The sequence below is a fragment of the Pseudoalteromonas sp. ABV4_021 genome (assembly GCF_056159365.1).
On record NZ_JBSWVB010000001.1, the window covers coordinates 2,772,098 to 2,794,729 of the forward strand.

The window sequence follows — 22,632 nt, forward strand, 5'->3', positions numbered from 1 at the left end:
AACAAAAGTATTTTGTCACTACCGCTGTTTTTTGCAAATAAATTAACACTCACAATAGTCCTCTCATTAGTAGGTAACTAAAATAGGAAACTTTATGCCGTTAGCATTATTTGCGTTAACGTTAAGTGCCTTTGCTATAGGCACAACTGAATTTGTGATTGTCGGGCTCGTGCCCACCATTGCCAACGATTTGCAGGTTAGCTTGCCCAGTGCAGGGTTATTGGTTAGCCTTTATGCATTTGGCGTAGCAATTGGGGCGCCTGTTTTAACCGCCTTAACAGGGCGATGGAATCGAAAATATTTGCTACTTAGCTTAATGGCATTATTTGTTGTGGGTAATTTGCTGGCGTGGCAAGCACCTAGCTATGAAAGTTTAATAATCGCTCGAATATTAACAGGCCTTGCACATGGTGTGTTCTTTTCTATTGGCTCGACCATCGCCACCAGCTTAGTAAGTAAAGAAAAAGAAGCCAGCGCCATAGCTATTATGTTCACCGGATTAACGGTAGCGTTAGTTACAGGCGTACCACTTGGCACTTGGATAGGGCAACACTTTGGCTGGCGAGCAACCTTTTTAGTTGTCTCTTCGTTAGGCGTAATCGCACTTATTGGCAGCGCATTGCTGGTACCTAAAAACCTTAAGCAAAGCCGTCCTGCTCGTTTAAAAGAGCAAGCTCAAGTGTTAGTACAACCTCGATTGTTGTTAGTATATTTAATGACTATTTTAGGATATGGCGGCACTTTCACCGCATTTACTTACCTTGCTCCAATTTTACAAAGTGAAAGTGGTTTTTCAGCAAATACGATCGGCTTGATTATGCTGGTATATGGCGTATCGGTTGCTGTTGGAAATATTTACGGTGGAAAACTCGCCGATAAAAAAGGACCGATTAATGCTTTAACCATAATTTTTAGCGCCTTAACACTGATTTTACTAGCTCTAACGTTCACCATGACATCGAAAATAGGTGCTGTATTTACGGTATTGATTTGGGGCGCTTTTGCATTTGGTAATGTACCTGGATTACAAGTTTATGTAGTTAAGCTTGCCGAAAAGTTTACCCCAAATGCTGTGGATGTTGCGTCAGGTCTTAATATTGCAGCGTTCAATATTGGCATTGCTTTGGGATCTATTTTAGGCGGCGTTATTGTGGAACAGCTGACATTGCAAGATACCGCATGGATTAGCGCATTAATTTCTGCATTTGCGTTGCTAGTCACTCGCTACAGCGGCCGATTAGATCAACGTTCAAACATTAATACTAACCTCAGTACATAACCCCAAAAAAAAGCAACTATACCATGTCTTTTCGTGGTATAGTTCCATTACAACTAAGACTTTAAAATAATTGATTTTTTTAGTTATTCATTGGACGCGTCTGGTTTATCTGACTAGTATTATTTGTATGCAAAATTTTAAGAGAATATTGACGTGCTTGCTTTAATTAAACACTGCTTTTTAGTTGGTTCTTTATTATTTTCCTTTCATATAAGTGCCACCATTTCACTGCAGATCGCAGATCAAAATAACCAAGCACTAGAACATGCCATTATCGAAGTTGAAGTTTTAGCTCCAACACCACAATCAAACTCAAAAAAACCTCTGGTTATGGATCAAGTCAATAAAGCTTTCGAGCCGCATGTACTTGCCGCCCCCATTAATAGCTATGTTAGCTTTCCTAATAGCGATGATATTCGCCATCATGTTTATTCTTTTTCTAAAGCAAAGCCGTTTGAATTAAAGCTGTATGCAGGTCAACCAAAGTCACCCATCATATTTGAAAATACTGGTGTTGTGGTGCTGGGATGTAATATTCATGATTCAATGGTGGGTTACATATATGTACACAATAATAATCACGTATATATGTCGAACGAAAAAGGTGAAACAACTATCGCTTTAGCACCGTCTGAAATAAAAAGCGCGTGGCTTTGGCACCCGAGAAATGCAAAGGGCGTAAGTCATAAACAAGCAATTGATCTTGCTAAACTTAAACAAGCAAAAGGCGTTGTAAAATTAGCGATAACAGTTTCACCTGAAAAGGCAACGGGCAGTTTTGAAGATGTTTTTAAAACAACTAACTAAACTTAGCCTACGTGCGCAAATTACATGGCTTGCTGCCAACCTGATTATAATGACAACTCTGTTGTTAACGATTAATTATTGGTTAACCACTGCAAGCTATGTTGAGCAACAATTACAACAACAAATGTATTTTGCCCAGAATGTACTTAAGCAAAATCTTAAACAACAAGAGCAAGTGCTCGTTACATCAGCCAACGTACTTACCGCTGATTTTGGCTTTAAGCAGGCAGTCGCCACACAAGACACCAAAACACTGCAAAGTGCGCTACTTAACCATGGCCAGCGCATTAAAGCTGATCTTATGGTGTTAATTGACCTTAATGGTGAATTTATTGCGAGTAACAATAACTCATACTCTTCAGAGCAACTTCGCAACCACCTTAATGCACTTCCACTAAAAGCCGTTAATGCACAAATGCTAGTCATTAACGACAGTATTTATCAAATTATACTGGCTCCGGTCAAAGCACCACGCACTATTGCTTATGCGATAATTGGTTTTCGTATTGATCAGAATACCTTATCGCAATTACGTGAACTGTTATCGTTAGATATCACGTTCCTAGCCAATCAACACATTGTTCAATCAAGCTTATCAAAAGACGTGCTCGCAAATGAAAATGTACTTGGCGAAAACTTAACAGGTATTCGTCTATTGTTATCATCAGCGTCTTTTTACCATCAACCTATTGAGATTACTGCGACTAACAATATTTCCGCCGTGTTATCAGCCTCACTTGATACCCTGCATAGCGATATCAAACGACTTATTGTCGCCACCATACTCGCTATTTTATTTGTATTGTTTATTGCCATTAGCCTATCGCGCATTTTATCGAAACGCATTACACAGCCACTTAATAAATTGATGGATGTCACACAAAACATCAGTGATGGTAACTTTTTAGTACCTAAGCTCGAGAATCACTTTCCAAGAGAACTTGAAAAGCTGTATGGCGGTTTTACCTTAATGAGCAGTGCGATTAAGCAGCGGGAAGAAAAAATCACCTATCAGGCTGAGCGAGATTTACTCACCGGCTTATACAACCGCTACAAAATAATAAACGACGTTAACGTATTGCTTCAGTTGAAAATACACATCGCGTTAATAAACCTAAATATTAAAGGCTTTAAAGCACTAAACGATACGATTGGTATTACTAATGGTGACACAATTTTAAAAGAGATTGCCGCTAGACTTGATAATTTTCATAAACAAAGCCAAACACCCAAGCATTGCTTGCTGTCACGCCCTAACGCTGATGAGTTTATTGTTGCCATTACCATTTCAGAAGAGCAGCAAATCAATGGCTTTATTTCTCAACTACGTAACGAGTTAGAGCGTCCTTTTTATCTTGAGGGAATCGATTTATCACTGCAAATTTATTACGGCATCGCCAACTCAATTGAGCACGGTAATGATGGTGAAAAGTTAATTCGCCGCGCCTCAATGGCGGCTGCAAACGCAGTAAAAAGTAATAACACCTTACAATTTTATCAAAATGGTGACGACGAAGCTTACCTATATAAGTTGAATTTAATTGAAGAGTTAAAGCTTGCGCTAGAGCAAGATAGCGGAAATTTATTTTTAACCTATCAACCTAAGCTTAATTTAAAGACCAAACAAGTAGATAAAGCCGAAGCGCTTATTCGCTGGATCAATAAAAACAATGAATTTGTGAATCCCGAATTGTTCATTGCCCTTGCAGAGCAATCGGGCCTTATTGTGACTTTAACCCAGTGGGTTATTCGCCAAGCGGCAAAGCAAATACAGGCCTGGAACCAACTAGGACTTCACTTCAATGTGTCAGTTAACCTTTCTGCGCAAGATATTCAACATGAGCAATTTGTACATTTTTTATTAGAAACGATTGCACATTACTCAGTTGACGCTTCGAGTATTATTTTAGAGCTCACGGAGCGTGATATTGCCGACAATGAAGCATTAGTGATTGCTAAGTTAACCCATTTAAAATCACTTGGTTTTGAAATATCAGTCGATGACTACGGCATTGGGCAATCATCTCTTGCTAAGCTAAAAAACTTACCCGTTGATGAACTAAAAATAGATAAGTGCTTTATTCTTAAATTAAATGAATCATCACAAGATCAAGACATTGTCGAGTCAACCATTAACCTAGGTCATAAACTAGGGTTGCGCGTTGTTGCAGAAGGTGTAGAAAACAAAGAAAGTCTGGATTTATTAAACCAATTTAACTGCGATTATATTCAAGGTTACTACTTGGCTAAACCGCAAAAAGCGCAGCAGCTCAACGAATGGTACGCACACTATGTCAAAAATCATTAGCATTGTTTTAATACTTATTACCACTCACTGTTATGCCAACGGTAAACTGCTTGCAACGCCCGGTGTATCTCAAATTGAAGGCTCTGCAGGTGGTGGCCTAGTACCATGGGCGCAACTCGCAGGCTACGCAAGCGAAGATGAAATGTCGATTTCAGGATATTGTACGCAGGCAAATGTCGATGATTTTGAATTGAGTACTTGTGGCGTACAAGGTAACTTGTATGACCGTGTAGAGTTCTCTTACGCAGCGCAGCGCTTTGATGTTCTGCCGCTTTCAACAACACTTGAGCAATCGATTTATGGCGCTAAAGTGAAGCTCTACGGCGACCTTGTTTACAGTCGCTACCCACAGATTTCGTTTGGTATACAACACAAACAACTCGACACAGCTGACATTGCCTTCGCCCTTGGTGCAAAAGATGATTCAGGTACCGATTTTTACCTTGCTGCCAGTAAACTGCATCTAGGTGCTGTAGCTGGCTACAACCTATTGTGGAATGCAACAATCAGACACACCACCGCCAATGAAATGGGATTGCTTGGCTTTGGTGGATCACAACAAGACCATCGACTTCAATTAGAGGCATCCGTTGCTATCTTACTCAATAAACATCTTGCCATTGGTACTGAATATCGGCAAAAACCAAATAATTTGGGGTTAAAAGAAGACGATTGGCATGATGTGTTTGTCGCATGGTTTCCAAACAAACATGTCAGCGTTACCGCTGCTTACATCAATTTGGGCACAATTGCAGGTATCGAAAAGCAACGTGGCTGGTATCTTTCTCTCACGGGGTATTATTAATGACTAAATTCTTAACTCTTTTCTTTACTGTTGTTTTGCTAACAGCGTGCGCTTCCCATAACGCCAATCAAACGCTCTATGCTCAATTAAAGGGTGAGCAAGGATTAGAAAACATTGTTGATAGTTTTATTAAACACATCGCCAGTGACGAGCAAGTATTTCATTACTTTGCCAAAGCCAGCGTAAGTCACTTCCGCGCTGGATTCATTACGCATTTATGCGATGCCACAGGCGGCCCTTGCGAATATAAAGGCGATAATATGGTCGACATTCACACTGGTATGAATATCAATGAAGCCGACTTTAACCGCATTGTCGAGCTACTGATAAAAGCGATGGAAGACAACAACATAAGCTACCCAGTCCAAAACCAAGTACTTGCAAAGCTCGCACCGCATCGCGCTGAAATTATTAAGCGCTAGTGGTTAATTCCACGCATAAAAAAGCCCAAGCTAAAACGCTCGGGCTTTTCCATTAATTTGTTGAGTCAGCCATAAGCTGCTGGTTTTATTTGAGTGGAGTGGATAATCCACACATAAAAAAGCCCAAGTATAAAACCTAAGCCTTCCATCAATTTGTTGAGTAAGTCATAAGTCGCTGGTTTTATTTGAGTGGAGTGGATAATCCACATGTAAAAAGCCCAAGTATAAAACCTAAGCCTTCCATTAATTTGTTGAGTCAGTCATAAGCCGCTGGTTTTATTCGAGTGGAGTGGATAACCCACAAATAAAAAAGCCCAAGTATAAAACCTAAGCCTTCCATTCATTTGTTGAATCAGTCATAAGCCGCTGGTTTTATTCGAGTGGAGTGGATAATCCACACATAAAAAAGCCCGAGTATAAAACTCGGGCTTTTCCATTCATTTGTTGAGTCAGCCATAAGCCGCTGGTTTTATTCGAGTGGAGTAGATAATCCACATATAAAAAAGCCTCGGTGTTAACCGAGGCTTCTATTGAATTTGTTGAGTCAGCCGGTAAGCCGGGTTCTGTCGTGGATAATCATTCGTCTAGGCTTAAAATCACTCTTAAGCTCAAGCAACCTACCCGGTTCCGATGTGGGCCACATGTTCTTTATAAATAAAGATGGAACCCTATTTGGTCTTGCTCCGGGTGGAGTTTACCTTGCAACCAACTGTTACCAGTGGCCCGGTGCGCTCTTACCGCACCCTTTCACCCTTACCAACCGAAGTTGGCGGTCTTCTCTCTGCTGCACTTGTCGTAGGCTCGCGCCTCCCAGCCGTTAGCTGGCACCCTGCCCTGTGGAGCCCGGACTTTCCTCCCCTTTACCCGTATATCCGAAGATACAACGATAAAGCAGCGATTATCTGGCTGACTCAGGGCGCCATTATACGGATTTTAACGTCTGGGGCTAGTTTTATTAGCGCCCCCGCAAAACCATTCATCTTAGTTCAAAGAAACTGCGGCGATTTTAAAACTAGTTCAACACGTCTATTTTGCTGCATATTCGACTCGGTATCGTTTGCTGCTTTTGGCGCAACTGGGCCTACACCTACAGGCGTCAAACGTTGCTTATCAATTTTGTAGTTTGATACCAGCGTATTAACCACCTCTGCAGCACGGCGTTTAGACAAATCATGATTGTAACCATATTGTCCTTTGTTATCTGTGTGTCCCACCACATATAAAGATACTTGCTTCGAGTTTTTCAAAAAGTCTGCAATTTCTGCTAGTTGCTTATCTGAACTGGCTTTTAGTGTGTGCTTATCAAAATCAAATTCGATGCCATACAAAGACACGCTGCCTGTCGCTTGAATTTGCTTGCTTAGGGTATCGCTATCAATATTAAGTGCAACTTGGCTCATTGCACGTTCTTCAATAATATCAACCACCATTTCTACATCGAATTTACCACTATACTGCAGATTATAAATGGTTGCATAGATCTTACCTTGAGGTGTCACTTTCTCAGCGCTGAACAAATAATAATGACTCTTGCTGGTCAAATTATAAAAATCTGAGCGGTGATTCTTGGCATGAATTGTGTCTTGAAGGTTTTCGCGAAGAATATTATTACCACAATCTGCAGCACTGCACTCATAAATTAAATTAAACCCTGCTTTTTGTAATGCATTAATGTAATTCTGATGCACCGCGTAGGGTCCAACCTTCTTGTTAATACGGTAGTTAATCGTCGTAATTTTACCACTTACTGTTTTAGTCGGTATCGACTTTTTATACGGGCCAATTATTAAAGGGTATGACTCAAAATCATTAACCGCTGAATGAACAATATAACTGCCAGGGAAGCGCTCTATCATTGGGTGGTCGGCACTGCCTCTGGCATCTTTTTTTGGTGCTTTTAAACTCGAAAAATCAAGCGGCTTAATTTTGAATTTATTATCCACGGATATACCAACATCTGGCATTTTCGTTTCAACAATCTGTTCATAGGTATACTTTAATGCATCTCGATAATCATTTTTTGCAAACACTTGAATTGCTTGGCGACCACCTTTCTCTTCTTTTATCGCCGAAAGATAACCAAAGCGATTTTTTATGACATTTTGGTAACCTAATTGGTAAATATTGTTATAACGAAAGCTGTTTTCAACCGTTTTCAGGTAAGGTTTTGTACTGCAATCTGTAAGACATTTTGTAGCAATCGTAAAACCGTCTGCAATTAGGTGATTTGCTAATTCTTCAAGGTAATGCGAGTAACTGATGCTAGGCTGATCTTTTTGCTCTTGAACATATGACTTATATTGACCTGTAATTTCAACGGATTTTTTACCTTCATTGTCCATCATTATTACAATAGGTACATACGCGTATTGCGCACTGCTAAGAGTTTTGGCGCTATCGTTTTTTGCCACGACTAAGCCATCTGAACTGGCCATTGCGACCAATGGTAAGAGTGCGCATGAATATGCGAGTGCTTTTTTAAACATCTATCTTCCTTAATCTATTGCTGTTTAATATTTAAAAGCGCACGGTTAATGCGCTTTACATGTGAATATGTGTTTTTACCCCAGTTCAAGCATTGCTTTATATAGCGCGTTTTTCTTTAAATCTAAATAGTCTGCGGCGATACCACAAGCCTTTTTCAGTGGCATTTCTGCTTGTAGCAATTGAATCAGTTTTATCGCCTCAGGTGATATTGCATTTTTATCCGCTTGTTTTCCAGGCAACATTAACACAATTTCACCTTTCTGCCGTGCAGTGTCTTCTGTTAAGAAATCGATTAACTCCACCACTGTGCCACTAAAAAAAGTTTCAAAGCTCTTAGTTAACTCTTTTGCCAACACCACTTTTTGCTCATCACCAAGCGCTAGTTTTAAGTCATCTAAGCTAGCCATAATACGGTGTGTACTTTCGTACATAATGCTAGTCATGCCTGAATTGTATGCATCAATAAAAAACTCTTGGCGCGCTTTGCTTTTAGCTGGTGTAAAACCAATAAATTGAAAGCGATCTGTCGCTAGGCCAGAACATGAAACGGCAGCAATCGCAGCACATGCTCCTGGAATTGGGCTTACTTTTGCGCCTTTTTCACGACATAAATTAACCACGGCATAACCAGGATCGCTAATCAGCGGCGTGCCTGCATCCGATACAAGCGCCACATTTAATCCTTGGTCCAGCCAATCTAGTAACTCGCTCGCTTTTTGCTTTTCATTATGATCATGTACCGCAATCACTTTTGCTTTAATTGAAAAGTGGCTTAATAGCTTGTTGGTATGGCGCGTGTCTTCTGCTGCAATAATGTCAACGCTTGATAAAACACTGAGTGCTCGTTGCGTAATATCCTCTAAATTACCAATGGGTGTTGCTACTACAAATAACTGCCCTTTAGCGCTTTGGTGATTTGATGTTCCTAAATCGGTTGGTTTCTGGCTATTTGCCATTGAGCTCTCCTACAACAGTTTGTAATATATGACCTAATTGGATAGAAAAATACTGAGATCAGCGTGCGACTAAAACTATTAGGGTTAACAGCTATATTTTCCTTGTTATCAGCGTGTAGTACAACCGAAAAAACACCGGTTGTTGAAACGGTAAAAACCAAGCCCGCTGTTGAGGTCGAATTCAGCGCACAAGATTTGTATCAAAAAGCCTTATCTAAACGTGATTTTGATAAGATTCAGTTGCTTTATACCGCGCGCGACCGTGCGATTGAAGAGCAAAACTGGCAGCTTGTTATTACCATTTGCGAACAATTAATCGAATCGGGTAGCCCAGATAGTGTGCGTAATCAGCTTTATATTGCCTTGGCTTACACCCAGCAAAAAGATTATCACACGGCATTAGAAACGCTTGAGTCGCTCAATGCCAAACTCACATCCCCAATGCATTTTTTTCTACACCAAGAAATTTACGGCAATATATACTCAGCTCAAGCCTTACCTCATCAGGCGGCACCGTATTTAATTCGCGCGTCAGAAACCGCAAATAAACACGATTTTAAGGCAGACAAAGTAAATAAAGCACTGTGGCAAGTATTAAACCAACTTTCCATTAAACAGCTTGAAGAGCTTAACTCTGGTAACAGCATTCAACGAGGATGGGTTAGCTTGGCACTTTATACCCAGCTTTATATTGGTGATGCAACCTCATTACAAGCCGCGCTAAATAAGTGGAATTATGCCTATTCAAACCACCCGGCAAGCTTTGCTCTGCCTGATAACATGCAGCAGATTATCGATGTGCAACCAATTAATGTGAACCGCATCGCAATTATTTTGCCAAGCAATCAAAGTAAGCAAAAAGCATTATCGCAATCATTAAAGGCTGGCATTTTAGCGGCATCAGAAAAACACCCTGACCGTGAATTACACTTTATTAATTCAGCATTGAGCGCAGAACAAATTGCAGAGCAACTAAATGAACTTGCGCCTGATTTTGTTATTGGCCCACTTTTAAAAGAAAATATTGATAAGTTACAACAAGCGGGAACGCTCGATGCCTATCCTGCAATGTACCTTAACACCACACCACAGGCACTTGAGTCAATTGACCACTTTGCCTTTGCACTTAATCCTGAGCATGAAGTAACGCAAGCGGTTTATCATTTTGTAAATAAAGAGTTTAAAAAGCCACTTGTTATTGCACCGGGCAATCGTTTAGGTAAACGATTAGCCAACCATTTTACCAACCAGTGGTTGGAGTTTTCTGATAATGAGCCGGAAGTGGGTTTTTATGCAAACAAGCGTGATATGCAAAAGCTGGTGCAAGAGCTACTTGAAGTCGACAAGAGTAAAAAGCGCATTAGGGAAATCAGCCTAATGTTCAGAGGTAAGCTGCATGAAGAAACACGTTCTCGCCGCGATATTGATGCGATTTATATTATTGCCGATGCCGCGCAAACGCGACTGCTGAAACCGTCTTTTGATGTGAATATTTCAACCTTTGCTAAACGCATCCCTATTTTTGCCAGCTCGCGTAGCCACGATATTAAATCCGATAAAACCGACAAAAAAGACTTAGCCGGTTTGTATTTTTCAGAAATTCCGTGGATGCTGCCATTAACAGGCGAACAGCAGTCTTTACGCAGTGAATTTGATCAAATCTGGCCTGAGCACACAACCTTAGAGCAACAGTTGTTCGCCATGGGTTTTGATGCGGTTAAGTTAATTCCGCAATTGCGCCAACTACAAATGGTGCCGGGCAAAACATTAACAGGCCTAACAGGTGATCTAACGGTCAATCAAGATGGCGACATTGAACGCGCATTAAAGTGGGCACAATATCGAGAAAAACAAATCGTAACGCTCGATATTAAGTCGCAAAAACCAACGCCGTTATTTATTAAAAATCACCAACAAGAAACGCAGGAAGCGACTTTATAAGGCAAAAGGAATAGCATGGGATGGACCTCTAAGTTATTTAAAAACAGTAAAGAAAAGGGAAACTTTTTCGAACTACAAGCTGAGCAATATTTAAAGAAACAAGGTTTAACACCAGTAACACGTAATTATAATTGCCGTTACGGTGAACTCGATTTAATAATGAAAGACGGTAAGACTTTAGTGTTTGTTGAAGTTAAATACCGCAAGTCAGAGGCGTTTGGCGGTGCAATTAACGCGTTATCACACGCTAAACAGCAAAAATTAACACGCACCTTGTTTTATTATTTGAAACAAAATAGGCTAGAGGATTGTCCATATAGAGTCGACTATGTCGCAATAAGCGGGCAGAACTCAGAACAATTTACTTGGATTAAAAGCGCATTTTAGTATGCAAGAACTCGTTAAAGAAATATACACAGAAAGCATTCAAGCTCAAATTGCCGCTGGTGAAGCATTACCTAGCGCTTTAGAAGCCGCGGCATTTACCATAGTGCAAAGCCTAATTAATGGCAATAAAGTACTGTGTTGCGGTGGCAGCAATAATCATATGTTAGCAGCGCATTTTGCCAATTTGCTGGTTAATTTTTATGAAACTGAGCGCCCGTGCTTGCCAGCAATTGCATTAAGCAACGAATTAACACACCTGTCTAGCTATGCCACAACCGATGCCAACGAAAGCTTTTCACGCCAAGTACGTGCCTACGGACAAAGCGGTGACTTGCTTGTGGTGATCACGGTAACCGGTAACGAGAAAGAAGTGATCAGCGCCGTTGAAGCTGCTCTAACCAAAGATATGCAAGTAATTGTATTAAGTGGTGATGATGGTGGCGAGCTGGCAGGACTATTAGGGCCAAACGATGTTGAAATACGCGTGCCCTCAAAAAGACCGAGCCGAATTATCGAATCTCACTTGTTTAATATCCATTGCTTAAGTGAGCTTATCGATTTAACCCTTTTTCCACAGGATGATAGTTAATGAAATTTAAATTAGCTGTTGTTGCATCTATTGTTCTTTTACAAGGGTGTAGCGCTGCCATTGTCGCTGGTACTGCGGGCGCAGTAACATCAGCAACCGATCGCCGCACGCTTGGTACACAGATTGATGATAACAACCTTGAAATCAAAGCCACACTGGCATTAAAAGACGACGAGCAGTTAGCTAAATTTAGCAATATTATTGTGGTGAGCTTAAATGGCCGCGTATTACTGATTGGCCAAACACCAACCACAGAAATGCGCGCGAAAGCCGAAGCGATTGTAAAACCAATTCGTGGCGTTGAAAAAATCCATAATCAAATTCGCATAGGTAATATCACAGGTGTTAGCACCAAAACACACGATACTTGGCTAACTTCAAAGGTAAAAACCATGTTGGTATCTGAAGAAAGTGTCAGTGCTAATGATATCAAGGTAATTACCGAAAACGGGGAAGTCTTTTTAATGGGACTCGTTACCGAACAAGAAGCTAATTTAGCAGCCGACGTTGCCCGTCATGTTTCGGGAGTCGAAAAAGTAATAAAAGTATTCGAATACCTTTAAGGCGCTGTTAGCGCCTTTTTTATTATAAAAATAAGAATAAAAACATGCGCCATTATTTAATTTTACCGCTACTGCTATTTGCAGTATTCACATTACACGCCAAGCAGCATTTTGCTACGCCTTATAGCGAACGCGTTTATGTTACCCAAATCACCAAAGCATTTGCTGATGAAGTCAATCAAGAATTAGGGCTTAACATTGTTTTTCATAGTGGCGAAAGCCTTTATAAGCACAATGAAATTTACCGTGCACTGCGCACAAACCAAATACAACTTGGTGAAATATTTATCGCTCGTTTGAGCAATCATGGTGCTATCTATCAACTCGACAACTTACCGTTTTTAGCCACAAATTTTAGCAGCGCTCAACAACTAGCTAAGCAACAAGCCATTGAATTACGCAGCCAATTTGCCGAGCACGGATTACACCTGTTATTTACCAACCCTTGGCCGCCACAGGGCTTATTTACCAGTAAAGCAATCAAAACTGCAAACGACCTAAGCGGCCTTAAGGTTAGAAGCTATAGCGCAATGACGGCAAAATTAGCAAACCACCTAAAAATGATCCCAACCGCCGTTTCAAGCGCTGAGATTGCACAAGCATTTGCCACCGGTATGATTGAAGCAATGATCACCTCGCCAGCGACGGGAGTTTCGAGCAGAGCATGGCAATTTAGTCGCTATTACACACCAATCAATGCCTGGATCCCAAAAAATATGGTGTTAATGAACCATACCTTGTATCAATCGTTAACCCCAACGCAAAAACAGAAACTGAAACAAATCGTGAACAAATATCAGCAGCGTGCATGGCAACAAGCTGAGCAGCAAACCACACAGATGACTAAGTTATTAGCGGATAACGGCATGATTATTTCGCCTGTGAGCGATAGTTTATCGCAGAGTTTAAAAATTGTTGGCGCTAACATGGCGCAAGAATGGGCACTCAATGCAACGCAAAGCGAGTTACACGTATTGCAAAAATTTAAGGAGCAACAAAATGCTCAATAAATTAAATGCGTTCAACATGAAAGTGAGCATTTTACTCATCGTTGCGATTTTTTTGTTAGTGCTCAGCCAAATCGTATTGCGTTTGTTTAATTTGTACATTCCGTCACTCAATGAAATATGCGGATATTTGCTGATCAGCAGTTTTTTCTTGGCGCTAGGCTATAGCTTTGAACAAGAGAAACATATTCGTGTGGCTCTGGTGTTTGAATTCGACAACCCTAATCTCAGTCATTACGCCCAAGTAGTTAGCTATTTAACAGCGACCTTAATTTGCACCTTTATTAGCTATGCATGTATTCAGCTAACGATCGACTCTTACCATTTTCATGAAGTGTCGAGCGGTGAGATTGCGATTTTAGAATGGCCCATTCAAGCTATTATGGCTTATGCCAGCTGCGTAACAACTATTACCATTGCATTTAAGGGATTGGAGGTACTACGTGGACATAGTTAACCTTAGCGCTATTTTGGCGGTTATTTTTGCCGTTTTACTGCTAACAGGCGTTTGGATTGGTTATAGTTTAATTGGCGTTGCTTTGGTAGCACTTATTCTTAATAACAATTCGGCTATCGACCTGATATTTGCAGGCACTGCATTTGCGCATTTAACACCGTGGTCATTAATCGCTTTACCTCTATTTATTTGGATGGGCGAACTACTATATAAAGCCAAAGTAGCCGATGACTTATTTAATGGTTTAAGCCCGATATTGGCAAAGTTACCGGGGGGACACTTGCACATTAACGTGTTTGGTTCTGGTATTTTTGCGGCTTTATCAGGCTCTTCTGCGGCGACAGCCGCAACAATTGGCCGTATGACTATTCCAGAGCTAAAAAAACGCGGTTATAACGAGCAAGACATTTATGGCTCACTTGCTGGCTCTGCTACTCTTGGACTGCTAATTCCACCATCGATTATTTTGATTGTGTATGGCGTTGCTGCGGACATTTCCATTGCTGACCTATTTATTGCCGGCATTCTGCCCGGGTTAATTTTATTAGCGCTGTTTTCCACTTATATTGCGATTCGCGGCTACTTAAAACCGGTAGATAAAAGCCAACTCCTTGCAAGCTCAGGTAATCCACTAACGTTACTTCCAATTATTTCGCTAATCACATTTGTTATTGCTGCCATCTACTTCGGCTTTGCAACACCCAGTGAGTCGGCGGCATTAGGTATCGTGGGTAGTTTTATTTTAATTAAAGCAAAAAAACGAATGACGCTAGAGCTGGTTAAGCAAAGCTTAATTGATGCGGCGATGACCACAGCGATGATATTACTGATTTTACTCGGTGCGAGTTTTGTTACGATTGCAATGGGCTTTTTGCAATTACCTGCAACACTTGCCACTTGGATAGCCAGCCTAGAACTTGGTAACTATCAACTGCTAATCTATTTAACCTTAGCGTTTATTTTATTAGGGTTATTTTTAGATGGTATTTCGATTATTGTGCTCACCGCGGCCATACTCTTACCTATTGTAGAGCTAGCTGGCATCGACTTGATTTGGTTTGGTATTTACTTGGTTGTGGTGGTAGAAATATCGCAAATTACGCCGCCGATTGGCTTTAACTTATTTGTTTTAAAATCACTCACCAACGCCTCTCTGGCTCAGCTGGCAAAAGCCTGCTTACCGTACTTTTTGATTATGTTGCTGATGCTTGGTTTATTAGTGATGTTTCCAGAGATTGTTACAAGGTAGCAATATCGTAGATTGTAAAAATTGCAAGTTGTAAAAAAACCGGCTATTGCCGGTTTTTTTTGCGATTACTTAACCACCTTTAAATGCGAACCACGCTTTTTCGGTGGTTCATCATTACCATCACCCTCAGATGGTGTTTCTTGTGATTCAACCTCTGCTGGTTCTTCATATTCTGAAAAGTCTTCAGGGGTAAACACTGTACCTTCGCCATTTTCTCTTGCGTAAATAGCAAGTACGGCGCCAATTGGTACCACCACACGCATTGGTTGACCACCAAAACGCGCATTAAAGCTTACTTCATGATTATCCATATGAAACTGTGCAACCGCACTTGGGTTAATGTTCAATACAATTTGTCCGTCTTGTACAAACTGCATTGGCACAGTGACATTTGGAAATTCAGCATTCACCACTAAATGCGGTGTACATTGATTGTCTACAATCCAATCAAAGAAAGCTCTCAGTAAATAAGGGCGATTAGAAGTCATTAAAGTCGAATCTCGCGCTCAGCTTCAGTTAATGATGCTTGGAACGACTCACGCTCAAATAAACGCATCATGTAGTCTTTAAGCTCTTTGCTACCTTGACCTGTAAGTTCAATACCGAACTCAGGTAAGCGCCATAGTAGTGGTGCTAGGTAACAATCAATTAAGCTGAACTCTTCGCTCATAAAGTAAGGCGCTTCACCAAAAATAGGTGCAATCGCTAATAAACCTTCTGTTAACTCACGACGTGACGCGTCAACATCAACACCTGCTTCAATTTTCTTAGCAAGGCTATACCAGTCATTTTCGATGCGGTGCATCATTAAACGGCTGCGACCACGCATAACTGGGTATACAGGCATTAGTGGTGGGTGAGGAAAACGCTCGTCAAGGTATTCCATGATGATGTTTGCTTCGTATAAACCAAGCTCACGATCGATCAATGTTGGTACAGTGCCGTAAGGGTTAATTTCATGTAACGCTTCTGGCAAATTGTCCTTTTCTGCTAGGTGAATATCAACACTTACGCCTTTCTCTGCAAGTACGATACGCACTTGGTGGCTATACATACAGTTTTCACCAGAAAACAGTGTCATCACAGGGCGCTTATTGGCAGCTACAGCCATGCTTTCCTCCAGTATATTAAAAACAGCAATAGGGGCTTAAGCCCCTATTACAAATTTTGTGCTAAAAAGTGTGCAAATTAATGCACATCTCTCCAGTATTCTTTCTTCAGTAAGAACGCTAGGATAAACAGGATTACTAGGAAACCTAATACCTTATAACCAATCGCTTCTGACTGTAAACGTGTTGGTTCACCAACATACGCTAAGAAGTTAGTTAAGTCACGTACCGCTTGGTCGTACTCGTCATCGCTCATTTCGCCTGAACCATCAGTCGTAATTTCAACAACTTTCTTAACTTTAACGCCGTGCTCTTCAACTTCTTCGAAACGCGCAGTAGGTACACCTTGCAACTCTTGCAATACGTGTGGCATACCAACCGATGGGAATACAGTGTTGTTTACACCAAATGGACGACTTTCATCAACATAGAAAGACTTCAGGTAAGTGTAAATCCAATCTGCACCACGAACACGTGCTACTAACGTTAGATCTGGTGGCGCAGCACCAAACCATTTTGCAGCATCGTCTTGTTCGATTGCGTTAAGAATGTGGCTACCTACTTTTGAACCATCAAAAATAAGTTGCTCTTCGCCCACTTTAGTAGGAATACCGATATCACGGAATGTACGCTCATAACGCTGGTACTGCATTTGGTGGCAACCTAAGCAGTAGTTCATAAACGTTTTAGCACCACGTTGTAACGATGCTTTGTCCGTTAAATCATGATTCGCTTCTAAAAGTGGAACCGACGGGCCTGCTGCCATTGTTAGTGAAGGCAACAAAGCGAATAAACCAATAATTAGCTTTTTCATCATTTCGTTAACCTCTCTGGCACTGGCTTAGTCTTTTCGTTTTTACTGTAGAAGAACAGTAATACGAAGAACATGAAGTAAGTTACAGTCGTAATTTGTGATAACACAGTTTTAAAGTCTGTTTGTGGTGTTGCACCAACCCAACCTAGGATGATGAAAGTAACAACAAACTGAGCAATGTTTAACTTGTGGAAGCCACAACGGTAACGAATTGATTTCACTTTACCACGGTCAATCCAAGGTAGTAACGCAAGCACAACAATTGATGCACCCATCGCGATTACACCTAGTAGCTTATCAGGGATAGCACGTAGGATTGCGTAGAATGGTGTGAAGTACCAAACAGGGAAAATATGCTCAGGCGTCTTCAACGGGTTTGCCGCTTCAAAGTTCGGCGCTTCTAAGAAGAAACCACCCATCTCTGGCGCAAAGAAAACAACCCAGCAGAACAAGATTAAGAAACCTGTTACACCCACTATATCTTTTACTGTGTAGTAAGGGTGGAACGGAATCGCGTCAACGATATCTTTCTTATCTGTGTAATATTCATGGAATTTGAATTTAGCTTTATCTTCTTCAGCAACAGTGCCTTTCTTACGTTTAATTTCAACGCCGTCAGGGTTATTAGAGCCCACTTCGTGAAGTGCAATAATGTGTAAGAAAATTAAGATAACAAGTACTAATGGTAACGCAATTACGTGTAGTGCGAAGAAGCGGTTAAGTGTTGCACCAGAAATTACGTAGTCACCACGGATCCACTGAGTAAGGTCTTCACCAATCACTGGAATCGCACCGAATAGTGAAATGATTACCTGAGCACCCCAGAAAGACATTTGTCCCCAAGGTAGTAAGTAACCCATAAATGCTTCAGCCATTAGCGCTAGGAAGATAAACATACCGAATAACCACAGTAGTTCACGTGGTTTTTGGTAAGAACCGTAGATCATGCCACGGAACATGTGCAGGTATACAACAACGAAGAATGCAGAAGCACCCGTTGAGTGTAAATAACGCAGTAACCAACCGTATTCTACATCACGCATGATGTATTCAACTGAAGCAAACGCGCCTTCTGCTGAAGGAACATAGTTCATTGTTAACCAAATACCCGTTACGATTTGGTTAACAAGTACTAACATGGCTAATGAACCAAAGAAGTACCAGAAGTTAAAGTTTTTTGGCGCAGGATATTGTGCAATGTGCATATTCCAAACGCGAGTCATCGGAATACGCTGATCAATCCAATCGATAATATTCGCAAACATTACGCAGCCCCTTCTTCTCCACCAACTAAAATAGTGGTGTCATCGATAAATGTGTAAGGAGGGATTTCTAGGTTTAATGGTGCTGGTACAGCTTGGAAAACACGGCCAGCCATATCAAACTTAGAACCATGACAAGGACAGAAGAAACCATCTTCAGTACCTTCAACCTTTTCACCAAAACCACCGTTAAGGAAAGTTGGTGAACAACCCAAGTGAGTACAAATACCAACAGCAACAAAGATATTCTCTTTTTGCGAACGGTACGCATTTTGTGCGAACTCTGGTTGTTGTGGCTCTTCAGAGTTAGGATCACGAAGTTGACCTTCGTGAGCTTTCATCTGCTCAAGCATTTTTGGTGTACGATTGATAACCCAAACAGGCTTACCTCGCCACTCAACACGAATTAATTGTCCTGGCTCAAGCTTCGAAATATCAACTTCTACAGGCGCGCCTGCAGATTTTGCTCTCTCACTTGGGTTCCACGACGCGATAAAAGGAACAGCAGCCCCTACAGCTCCCACACCACCAACAACAGAAGTTGCGATAGTTAGAAAGCGACGGCGGCTATTGTCTACTGGCGCATTGCTCATCCACTCATCTCCACTATGATTCTCAACACTTGCCATATCGAGAACATCAGTTACAGCAGTTTAAATTTTGACTTTACAAAATAGGTGCGATCATAAATAAAAGCCTTGATTAAAACAAGGTTATACCGGTCTTCAAGCACAATTAAATTGTATTTTAGTTCGATTTATTTGAAATCACGAACACACAGCCTAAAACTGTGAAAATTCTGTGCTTTTACAGAGCTTACCCAAAATTGAGTGAGCGTGTCCTGATAGAGATCAAAACTCCGTAGAAGTGTGCGTGAAATTCAAAGTAATTAGTCGCTAAATTATGCTTTTCGAGCCACATTTGATGCATGCCAGAGTATAGCAACCTGCGGGAGGATTAACCAATGAAATAAGCGAGGAAATTCCTCGCTTTAGACTAATTTGTGACTAAAATGTGAAACTAAAACCAACTGACGGGCGCATTTCAAAGTCATCGCTCTCTTCTTTTAAAATCAAGTCATCGGTTGACTTCACCTTAGCGTAATCAAGGTCGATATATGCCGTATTATCTTTAGCGTATAAATTCATTACTTCTAAAATCAGCAACGCATCAAGCCCAAAAAAATCAGTTTTGCGTTCAAAGCGCAAATCTAAACGGTGATAAGCATCAAAACGCTCAGAGAATGGTTCGCCGTATTCCGGTAAAAAATTCCCCTCAAATTCAGGATTTTCACGCACACCTACAATAGGTGTGTAAGATTGACCACTGCGCGCTGTGAAGTTAAAGCCACCATTCCAGCGTTCGCTAATTTGGTAGTTAAACACCATATTAAACACAAGTGGTGTGTCGGCATAGTAGTCGCGAGTGATATCACGGCGCTCATCCGTACGTTCACTTTTGCCATAACTTAAACTCATCCAGCCGTACCAACGGTCGGTTTTGTTTTTATTAATAAGCAAATCAACACCATAAGCACGCCCCGTTACATCGTTGCTATAACGTAAATGCTGATCCACATCATTTTCAGTCAGTGCTAATGGTAAGTCATCCATGGTTTTGTAATAGGTTTCAATTGACCAACTCCAGTCATCCGCCAAAAACTGCTGATAACCAACAACCGACTGATTTGCTGTTTGCGACTTTAAGTTTGGGTTACCTGTGTCTTCTAAAATCGTACCAATATCTTGCAGGCGATTGTAACTACCATATTTAACCCACACTGATTGATCTTGATTAATGTGATAGGTCAATCCTAAACGCGGGTGAGTAAACGACTCATCGCTGTAATCATTTTTTTGATGTTGTACGCCAATGTCGGCAATTAACGAGTCGGTTATCGTGTACTGATAATTTGCGCCAACAAAATAACTACCAATATCGACTTCTCTTTTTCCTGCTATGCGCTCTCCTTTAGCAAGCTCGCAATCAGGATCTAATTCAGTACAGACATAGAGAAAAGTATCATATTCATAGCTTATCGTTTTATCAAAATAAGCAGCGTCAAATGTAAGTAAGTCATCACCCTCCACATTTATACTTACACGCCCTTTATAAGTAAGTAGCTCTTCTTTTTCTTCTTCAAAATATCCCTTGGGTGTTAGCTTGCTGCGCCCATAATCTAATCGACCCGAATGTGTTAACGAGCCAATCCCCACTTTTGCTTGATAACCTTTACCATAATGGTCCCAAATAACATTTTGGCTATCGAAGGAACGCGCAAAATCTGCATCGCCTTGAAAGTCAGGATTCTTAAGTGATAAATCTGCGCGTTCACTAAAACTTGCTGCGGCACTGTCTTCTGCGCCAGTAAACAATACACTTAACACATTGTTGTTATTAATATCCCAAACAAATTTACTCTGGTAATCATAGTCATCGGGGGCGTCATTTACAGTTATCCCCGTACTTTCACCGTCCTCATCTTCAATTTCCTCACCTTCTGAGAAAAATAACGGAAGCGTGCTTTTTCGCCCAGAAAGATAAAATGAAATATCGTCGGTGATTGCACCTTCAACAAAAACTCCCGCTTTAAACATAGTAAAATCAAGCGTGGTTTTAATATCTTGGTTTTTTGGGTTACGCAGTGTGACATCAAATACCGCCCCAGTTGCATCACTAAAGCTAGTGCCATAACCCGCAGAATAAAGGCGAAAATCTTGCACTAAGTACTTGTTAAAAATCGAGCTGCCAAAGTCGTGGAAAATATAGCCAGCAGGCATAAAATCGACTTCAAAGTAATTATCATCTGGCGACGAACCACGTACAGCGGGTTCACCCATAGAGCCTCCGGCCGCTACTACACCAGGCAATGCATATACAGCCAGTAAAGGATCGCCCAAAGCACCCGGCATATTAATCAGCTTTTCAGCATCTTCGGTAATTTCAGTAAGCACACTTGAACGCTTCGATACTACTTGAATACGTTCAATTTGCTCGCCTTTAGCTTGTTCGGCCAAGGCATTCGTTGCAAACACACTCGCCACAGCCAGCGCAACTAAAGAAATAGGTTTAAATGAAGTCATATCACTTCCTTGATACGGATTAGTTGAGTAAGAAGTTAACGCGGAAAATAATACCCCTACTCTCTGTAAGTGACTGTGGGAAAATGTTGAGAAATGTAGGGTGCCGTAACAAAGCCTTTAAATAGTAATTTTTAAAAGTAGTGACTTGCTGACAAACACGAATTTTAGGCAATAAAAAACCCGAGTATAAACCCGGGTTTTGTAATTCTTGTAAACGTAAAAAATTAACGTTTTGAGAATTGAGTGTTCTTACGTGCTTTCTTAAGACCCACTTTCTTACGCTCAACTTTACGAGCGTCGCGAGTAACGAAGCCAGCTTTACGAAGTGAAGAACGAAGAGACTCGTCAAACTCCATAAGCGCACGAGTAATACCGTGACGGATAGCACCCGCTTGACCAGTAGAACCACCACCTTCAACAGTGATGTAAAGGTCAAACTTTTCAGTCATTTCAACTAGCTCTAGTGGCTGACGAACAACCATGCGAGAAGTTTCGCGACCGAAGTATTCTTCGATAGAACGTTGATTGATTACGATGTTGCCAGTACCTGGGCGTAAGAATACGCGAGCACTTGAACTTTTACGACGACCTGTACCGTAGTATTGATTTGCCATGAGTTATGCTCCTTAAATGTCCAGTACTTGAGGCTGTTGAGCAACGTGTGCGTGCTCTGAACCTGCGTATACTTTTAGTTTACGGTACATTTCACGACCTAGAGGGCCTTTTGGTAACATACCTTTAACTGCTTTTTCGATGATCATTTCAGGCTTTTTAGCTTGAAGCTTATCGAAAGTGATAGACTTAAGACCACCTGGGAAACCAGTGTGAGCATAGTACATTTTATCAGTCGTTTTGTTACCTGTTACAGTAACTTTCTCAGCGTTAATAACGATGATGTAATCACCAGTATCTACGTGAGGAGTATATTCAGCTTTATGCTTACCGCGTAGACGGCGAGCGATTTCAGTAGCGATACGACCTAAAGTTTTGCCTTCAGCGTCAACTACGTACCAGTCACGTTTTACAGATTCTGGCTTAGCAACAAACGTTTTCATTTATTAAAAATCCAATGTTTACAATTTAAAAACCACAAGCAGAAAAATTTCT

The 22,632-nt window shown here is 41.0% G+C and carries 22 protein-coding genes and 1 other RNA gene; 12 read left to right on the forward strand and 11 right to left on the reverse strand.

The features are described from left to right. Nucleotides 1-94: 94 nt before the first annotated feature. From ACXAFE_RS12805 to ACXAFE_RS12825, 5 genes are all read left to right on the forward strand, one after another. Nucleotides 95-1,279 carry an MFS transporter gene (locus ACXAFE_RS12805; protein WP_475153216.1) on the forward strand — a complete coding sequence of 395 codons (1,185 nt, stop codon included), beginning with the start codon at nt 95-97 and terminating at the stop codon, nt 1,277-1,279. A 153-nt stretch (nt 1,280-1,432) separates the two neighbouring features. Continuing rightward, entirely contained in the window at nt 1,433-2,086 is a 654-nt protein-coding gene (locus ACXAFE_RS12810) for a methylamine utilization protein (protein WP_475153218.1), read from the forward strand. Further along, a complete protein-coding gene (locus ACXAFE_RS12815) occupies nt 2,064-4,394 on the forward strand; it encodes a bifunctional diguanylate cyclase/phosphodiesterase (protein WP_475153220.1) in 2,331 nt (776 codons plus the stop codon). The genes ACXAFE_RS12810 and ACXAFE_RS12815 overlap by 23 nt, the downstream gene beginning before the upstream one ends. Further along, a complete protein-coding gene (locus ACXAFE_RS12820; protein WP_475153223.1) occupies nt 4,378-5,199 on the forward strand; it encodes a DUF3034 family protein in 822 nt (273 codons plus the stop codon). Before ACXAFE_RS12815 ends, ACXAFE_RS12820 begins: the two co-directional genes overlap by 17 nt. Further along, nucleotides 5,199-5,621, forward strand: coding sequence for a group I truncated hemoglobin (locus ACXAFE_RS12825; protein WP_475153225.1), 423 nt, complete (start codon nt 5,199-5,201; stop codon nt 5,619-5,621). The genes ACXAFE_RS12820 and ACXAFE_RS12825 overlap by 1 nt, the downstream gene beginning before the upstream one ends. A gap of 536 nt (nt 5,622-6,157) precedes the next feature. Here ACXAFE_RS12825 and rnpB read toward each other — a convergent pair. The 3 genes from rnpB to rsmI all read right to left on the reverse strand — a co-directional run bounded on the left by rnpB (nt 6,158) and on the right by rsmI (nt 9,064). Continuing rightward, nucleotides 6,158-6,535, reverse strand: an RNA gene (gene rnpB / locus ACXAFE_RS12830) — RNase P RNA component class A. A 72-nt stretch (nt 6,536-6,607) separates the two neighbouring features. Continuing rightward, the gene (locus ACXAFE_RS12835; RefSeq protein ID WP_475153227.1) at nt 6,608-8,107 is read right to left on the reverse strand and encodes an OmpA family protein; all 1,500 of its coding nucleotides are present in this window, start codon (nt 8,105-8,107) and stop codon (nt 6,608-6,610) included. Nucleotides 8,108-8,182: 75 nt separating this feature from the next. Further along, nucleotides 8,183-9,064 carry a 16S rRNA (cytidine(1402)-2'-O)-methyltransferase gene (rsmI, locus tag ACXAFE_RS12840; RefSeq protein WP_475153231.1) on the reverse strand — a complete coding sequence of 294 codons (882 nt, stop codon included), beginning with the start codon at nt 9,062-9,064 and terminating at the stop codon, nt 8,183-8,185. A 63-nt stretch (nt 9,065-9,127) separates the two neighbouring features. On the opposite strand from rsmI, the gene ACXAFE_RS12845 reads away from it, so the two are divergent. The 7 genes from ACXAFE_RS12845 to ACXAFE_RS12875 are packed head-to-tail and all read left to right on the forward strand — an operon-like array spanning nt 9,128 to nt 15,257. After that, on the forward strand, nt 9,128-11,005 hold the full coding sequence (locus ACXAFE_RS12845) for a penicillin-binding protein activator (RefSeq protein WP_475153233.1): 1,878 nt from the start codon (nt 9,128-9,130) through the stop codon (nt 11,003-11,005). A gap of 15 nt (nt 11,006-11,020) precedes the next feature. Beyond that, a complete protein-coding gene (locus ACXAFE_RS12850; protein WP_475153236.1) occupies nt 11,021-11,392 on the forward strand; it encodes a YraN family protein in 372 nt (123 codons plus the stop codon). Nucleotide 11,393: 1 nt separating this feature from the next. Next, a complete protein-coding gene (locus ACXAFE_RS12855) occupies nt 11,394-11,981 on the forward strand; it encodes an SIS domain-containing protein (RefSeq protein ID WP_010561602.1) in 588 nt (195 codons plus the stop codon). Then, a complete protein-coding gene (dolP, locus tag ACXAFE_RS12860; RefSeq protein ID WP_010561601.1) occupies nt 11,981-12,544 on the forward strand; it encodes a division/outer membrane stress-associated lipid-binding lipoprotein in 564 nt (187 codons plus the stop codon). The genes ACXAFE_RS12855 and dolP overlap by 1 nt, the downstream gene beginning before the upstream one ends. 44 nt (nt 12,545-12,588) lie before the next feature. Further along, nucleotides 12,589-13,554 (forward strand): TRAP transporter substrate-binding protein, encoded by a 966-nt coding sequence (locus tag ACXAFE_RS12865; protein WP_475153239.1) that lies wholly within the window; start codon nt 12,589-12,591, stop codon nt 13,552-13,554. Then, nucleotides 13,544-14,008, forward strand: coding sequence for a TRAP transporter small permease (locus tag ACXAFE_RS12870; protein WP_158683613.1), 465 nt, complete (start codon nt 13,544-13,546; stop codon nt 14,006-14,008). Before ACXAFE_RS12865 ends, ACXAFE_RS12870 begins: the two co-directional genes overlap by 11 nt. Next, a complete protein-coding gene (locus ACXAFE_RS12875) occupies nt 13,995-15,257 on the forward strand; it encodes a TRAP transporter large permease (RefSeq protein WP_475153243.1) in 1,263 nt (420 codons plus the stop codon). The genes ACXAFE_RS12870 and ACXAFE_RS12875 overlap by 14 nt, the downstream gene beginning before the upstream one ends. 65 nt (nt 15,258-15,322) lie before the next feature. Here ACXAFE_RS12875 and ACXAFE_RS12880 read toward each other — a convergent pair whose 3' ends face one another. The 8 genes from ACXAFE_RS12880 to rplM all read right to left on the reverse strand — a co-directional run bounded on the left by ACXAFE_RS12880 (nt 15,323) and on the right by rplM (nt 22,580). Further along, nucleotides 15,323-15,745: a ClpXP protease specificity-enhancing factor gene (locus ACXAFE_RS12880; RefSeq protein WP_010561597.1), complete on the reverse strand. Its 423-nt coding sequence runs from the start codon at nt 15,743-15,745 to the stop codon at nt 15,323-15,325. Then, nucleotides 15,745-16,368, reverse strand: coding sequence for a stringent starvation protein SspA (gene sspA, locus ACXAFE_RS12885; RefSeq protein ID WP_010561596.1), 624 nt, complete (start codon nt 16,366-16,368; stop codon nt 15,745-15,747). Before sspA ends, ACXAFE_RS12880 begins: the two co-directional genes overlap by 1 nt. Before the next feature lie 77 nt (nt 16,369-16,445). Then, complete coding sequence (locus ACXAFE_RS12890; protein ID WP_040641442.1) at nt 16,446-17,183, reverse strand: cytochrome c1; 738 nt, start codon at nt 17,181-17,183, stop codon at nt 16,446-16,448. Beyond that, complete coding sequence (locus tag ACXAFE_RS12895) at nt 17,180-18,445, reverse strand: cytochrome b (RefSeq protein WP_010561594.1); 1,266 nt, start codon at nt 18,443-18,445, stop codon at nt 17,180-17,182. Before ACXAFE_RS12895 ends, ACXAFE_RS12890 begins: the two co-directional genes overlap by 4 nt. Then, entirely contained in the window at nt 18,445-19,035 is a 591-nt protein-coding gene (gene petA, locus ACXAFE_RS12900) for a ubiquinol-cytochrome c reductase iron-sulfur subunit (protein ID WP_010561593.1), read from the reverse strand. The genes ACXAFE_RS12895 and petA overlap by 1 nt, the downstream gene beginning before the upstream one ends. 414 nt (nt 19,036-19,449) lie before the next feature. Beyond that, nucleotides 19,450-21,525: a TonB-dependent receptor plug domain-containing protein gene (locus tag ACXAFE_RS12905; RefSeq protein WP_475153249.1), complete on the reverse strand. Its 2,076-nt coding sequence runs from the start codon at nt 21,523-21,525 to the stop codon at nt 19,450-19,452. Nucleotides 21,526-21,749: 224 nt separating this feature from the next. After that, on the reverse strand, nt 21,750-22,139 hold the full coding sequence (gene rpsI / locus ACXAFE_RS12910; RefSeq protein WP_010561591.1) for a 30S ribosomal protein S9: 390 nt from the start codon (nt 22,137-22,139) through the stop codon (nt 21,750-21,752). Nucleotides 22,140-22,151: 12 nt separating this feature from the next. Beyond that, entirely contained in the window at nt 22,152-22,580 is a 429-nt protein-coding gene (gene rplM / locus ACXAFE_RS12915) for a 50S ribosomal protein L13 (RefSeq protein WP_010561590.1), read from the reverse strand. Nucleotides 22,581-22,632 lie beyond the last annotated feature (52 nt).

Excerpts from the sequence above, each read along its gene's own strand:
- ACXAFE_RS12805 (WP_475153216.1), top strand. The coding sequence starts at position 95 with ATGCCGTTAGCATTATTTGCGTTAACGTTAAGTGCCTTTGCTATAGGC.
- ACXAFE_RS12815 (WP_475153220.1), top strand. The coding sequence starts at position 2,064 with ATGTTTTTAAAACAACTAACTAAACTTAGCCTACGTGCGCAAATTACA.
- ACXAFE_RS12820 (WP_475153223.1), top strand. The coding sequence starts at position 4,378 with ATGTCAAAAATCATTAGCATTGTTTTAATACTTATTACCACTCACTGT.
- ACXAFE_RS12825 (WP_475153225.1), top strand. The coding sequence starts at position 5,199 with ATGACTAAATTCTTAACTCTTTTCTTTACTGTTGTTTTGCTAACAGCG.
- ACXAFE_RS12835 (WP_475153227.1), bottom strand. The coding sequence starts at position 8,107 with ATGTTTAAAAAAGCACTCGCATATTCATGCGCACTCTTACCATTGGTC.
- rsmI (WP_475153231.1), bottom strand. The coding sequence starts at position 9,064 with ATGGCAAATAGCCAGAAACCAACCGATTTAGGAACATCAAATCACCAA.
- ACXAFE_RS12850 (WP_475153236.1), top strand. The coding sequence starts at position 11,021 with ATGGGATGGACCTCTAAGTTATTTAAAAACAGTAAAGAAAAGGGAAAC.
- ACXAFE_RS12855 (WP_010561602.1), top strand. The coding sequence starts at position 11,394 with ATGCAAGAACTCGTTAAAGAAATATACACAGAAAGCATTCAAGCTCAA.
- dolP (WP_010561601.1), top strand. The coding sequence starts at position 11,981 with ATGAAATTTAAATTAGCTGTTGTTGCATCTATTGTTCTTTTACAAGGG.
- ACXAFE_RS12865 (WP_475153239.1), top strand. The coding sequence starts at position 12,589 with ATGCGCCATTATTTAATTTTACCGCTACTGCTATTTGCAGTATTCACA.
- ACXAFE_RS12870 (WP_158683613.1), top strand. The coding sequence starts at position 13,544 with ATGCTCAATAAATTAAATGCGTTCAACATGAAAGTGAGCATTTTACTC.
- ACXAFE_RS12880 (WP_010561597.1), bottom strand. The coding sequence starts at position 15,745 with ATGACTTCTAATCGCCCTTATTTACTGAGAGCTTTCTTTGATTGGATT.
- sspA (WP_010561596.1), bottom strand. The coding sequence starts at position 16,368 with ATGGCTGTAGCTGCCAATAAGCGCCCTGTGATGACACTGTTTTCTGGT.
- ACXAFE_RS12890 (WP_040641442.1), bottom strand. The coding sequence starts at position 17,183 with ATGATGAAAAAGCTAATTATTGGTTTATTCGCTTTGTTGCCTTCACTA.
- ACXAFE_RS12895 (WP_010561594.1), bottom strand. The coding sequence starts at position 18,445 with ATGTTTGCGAATATTATCGATTGGATTGATCAGCGTATTCCGATGACT.
- petA (WP_010561593.1), bottom strand. The coding sequence starts at position 19,035 with ATGAGCAATGCGCCAGTAGACAATAGCCGCCGTCGCTTTCTAACTATC.
- ACXAFE_RS12905 (WP_475153249.1), bottom strand. The coding sequence starts at position 21,525 with ATGACTTCATTTAAACCTATTTCTTTAGTTGCGCTGGCTGTGGCGAGT.
- rpsI (WP_010561591.1), bottom strand. The coding sequence starts at position 22,139 with ATGGCAAATCAATACTACGGTACAGGTCGTCGTAAAAGTTCAAGTGCT.
- rplM (WP_010561590.1), bottom strand. The coding sequence starts at position 22,580 with ATGAAAACGTTTGTTGCTAAGCCAGAATCTGTAAAACGTGACTGGTAC.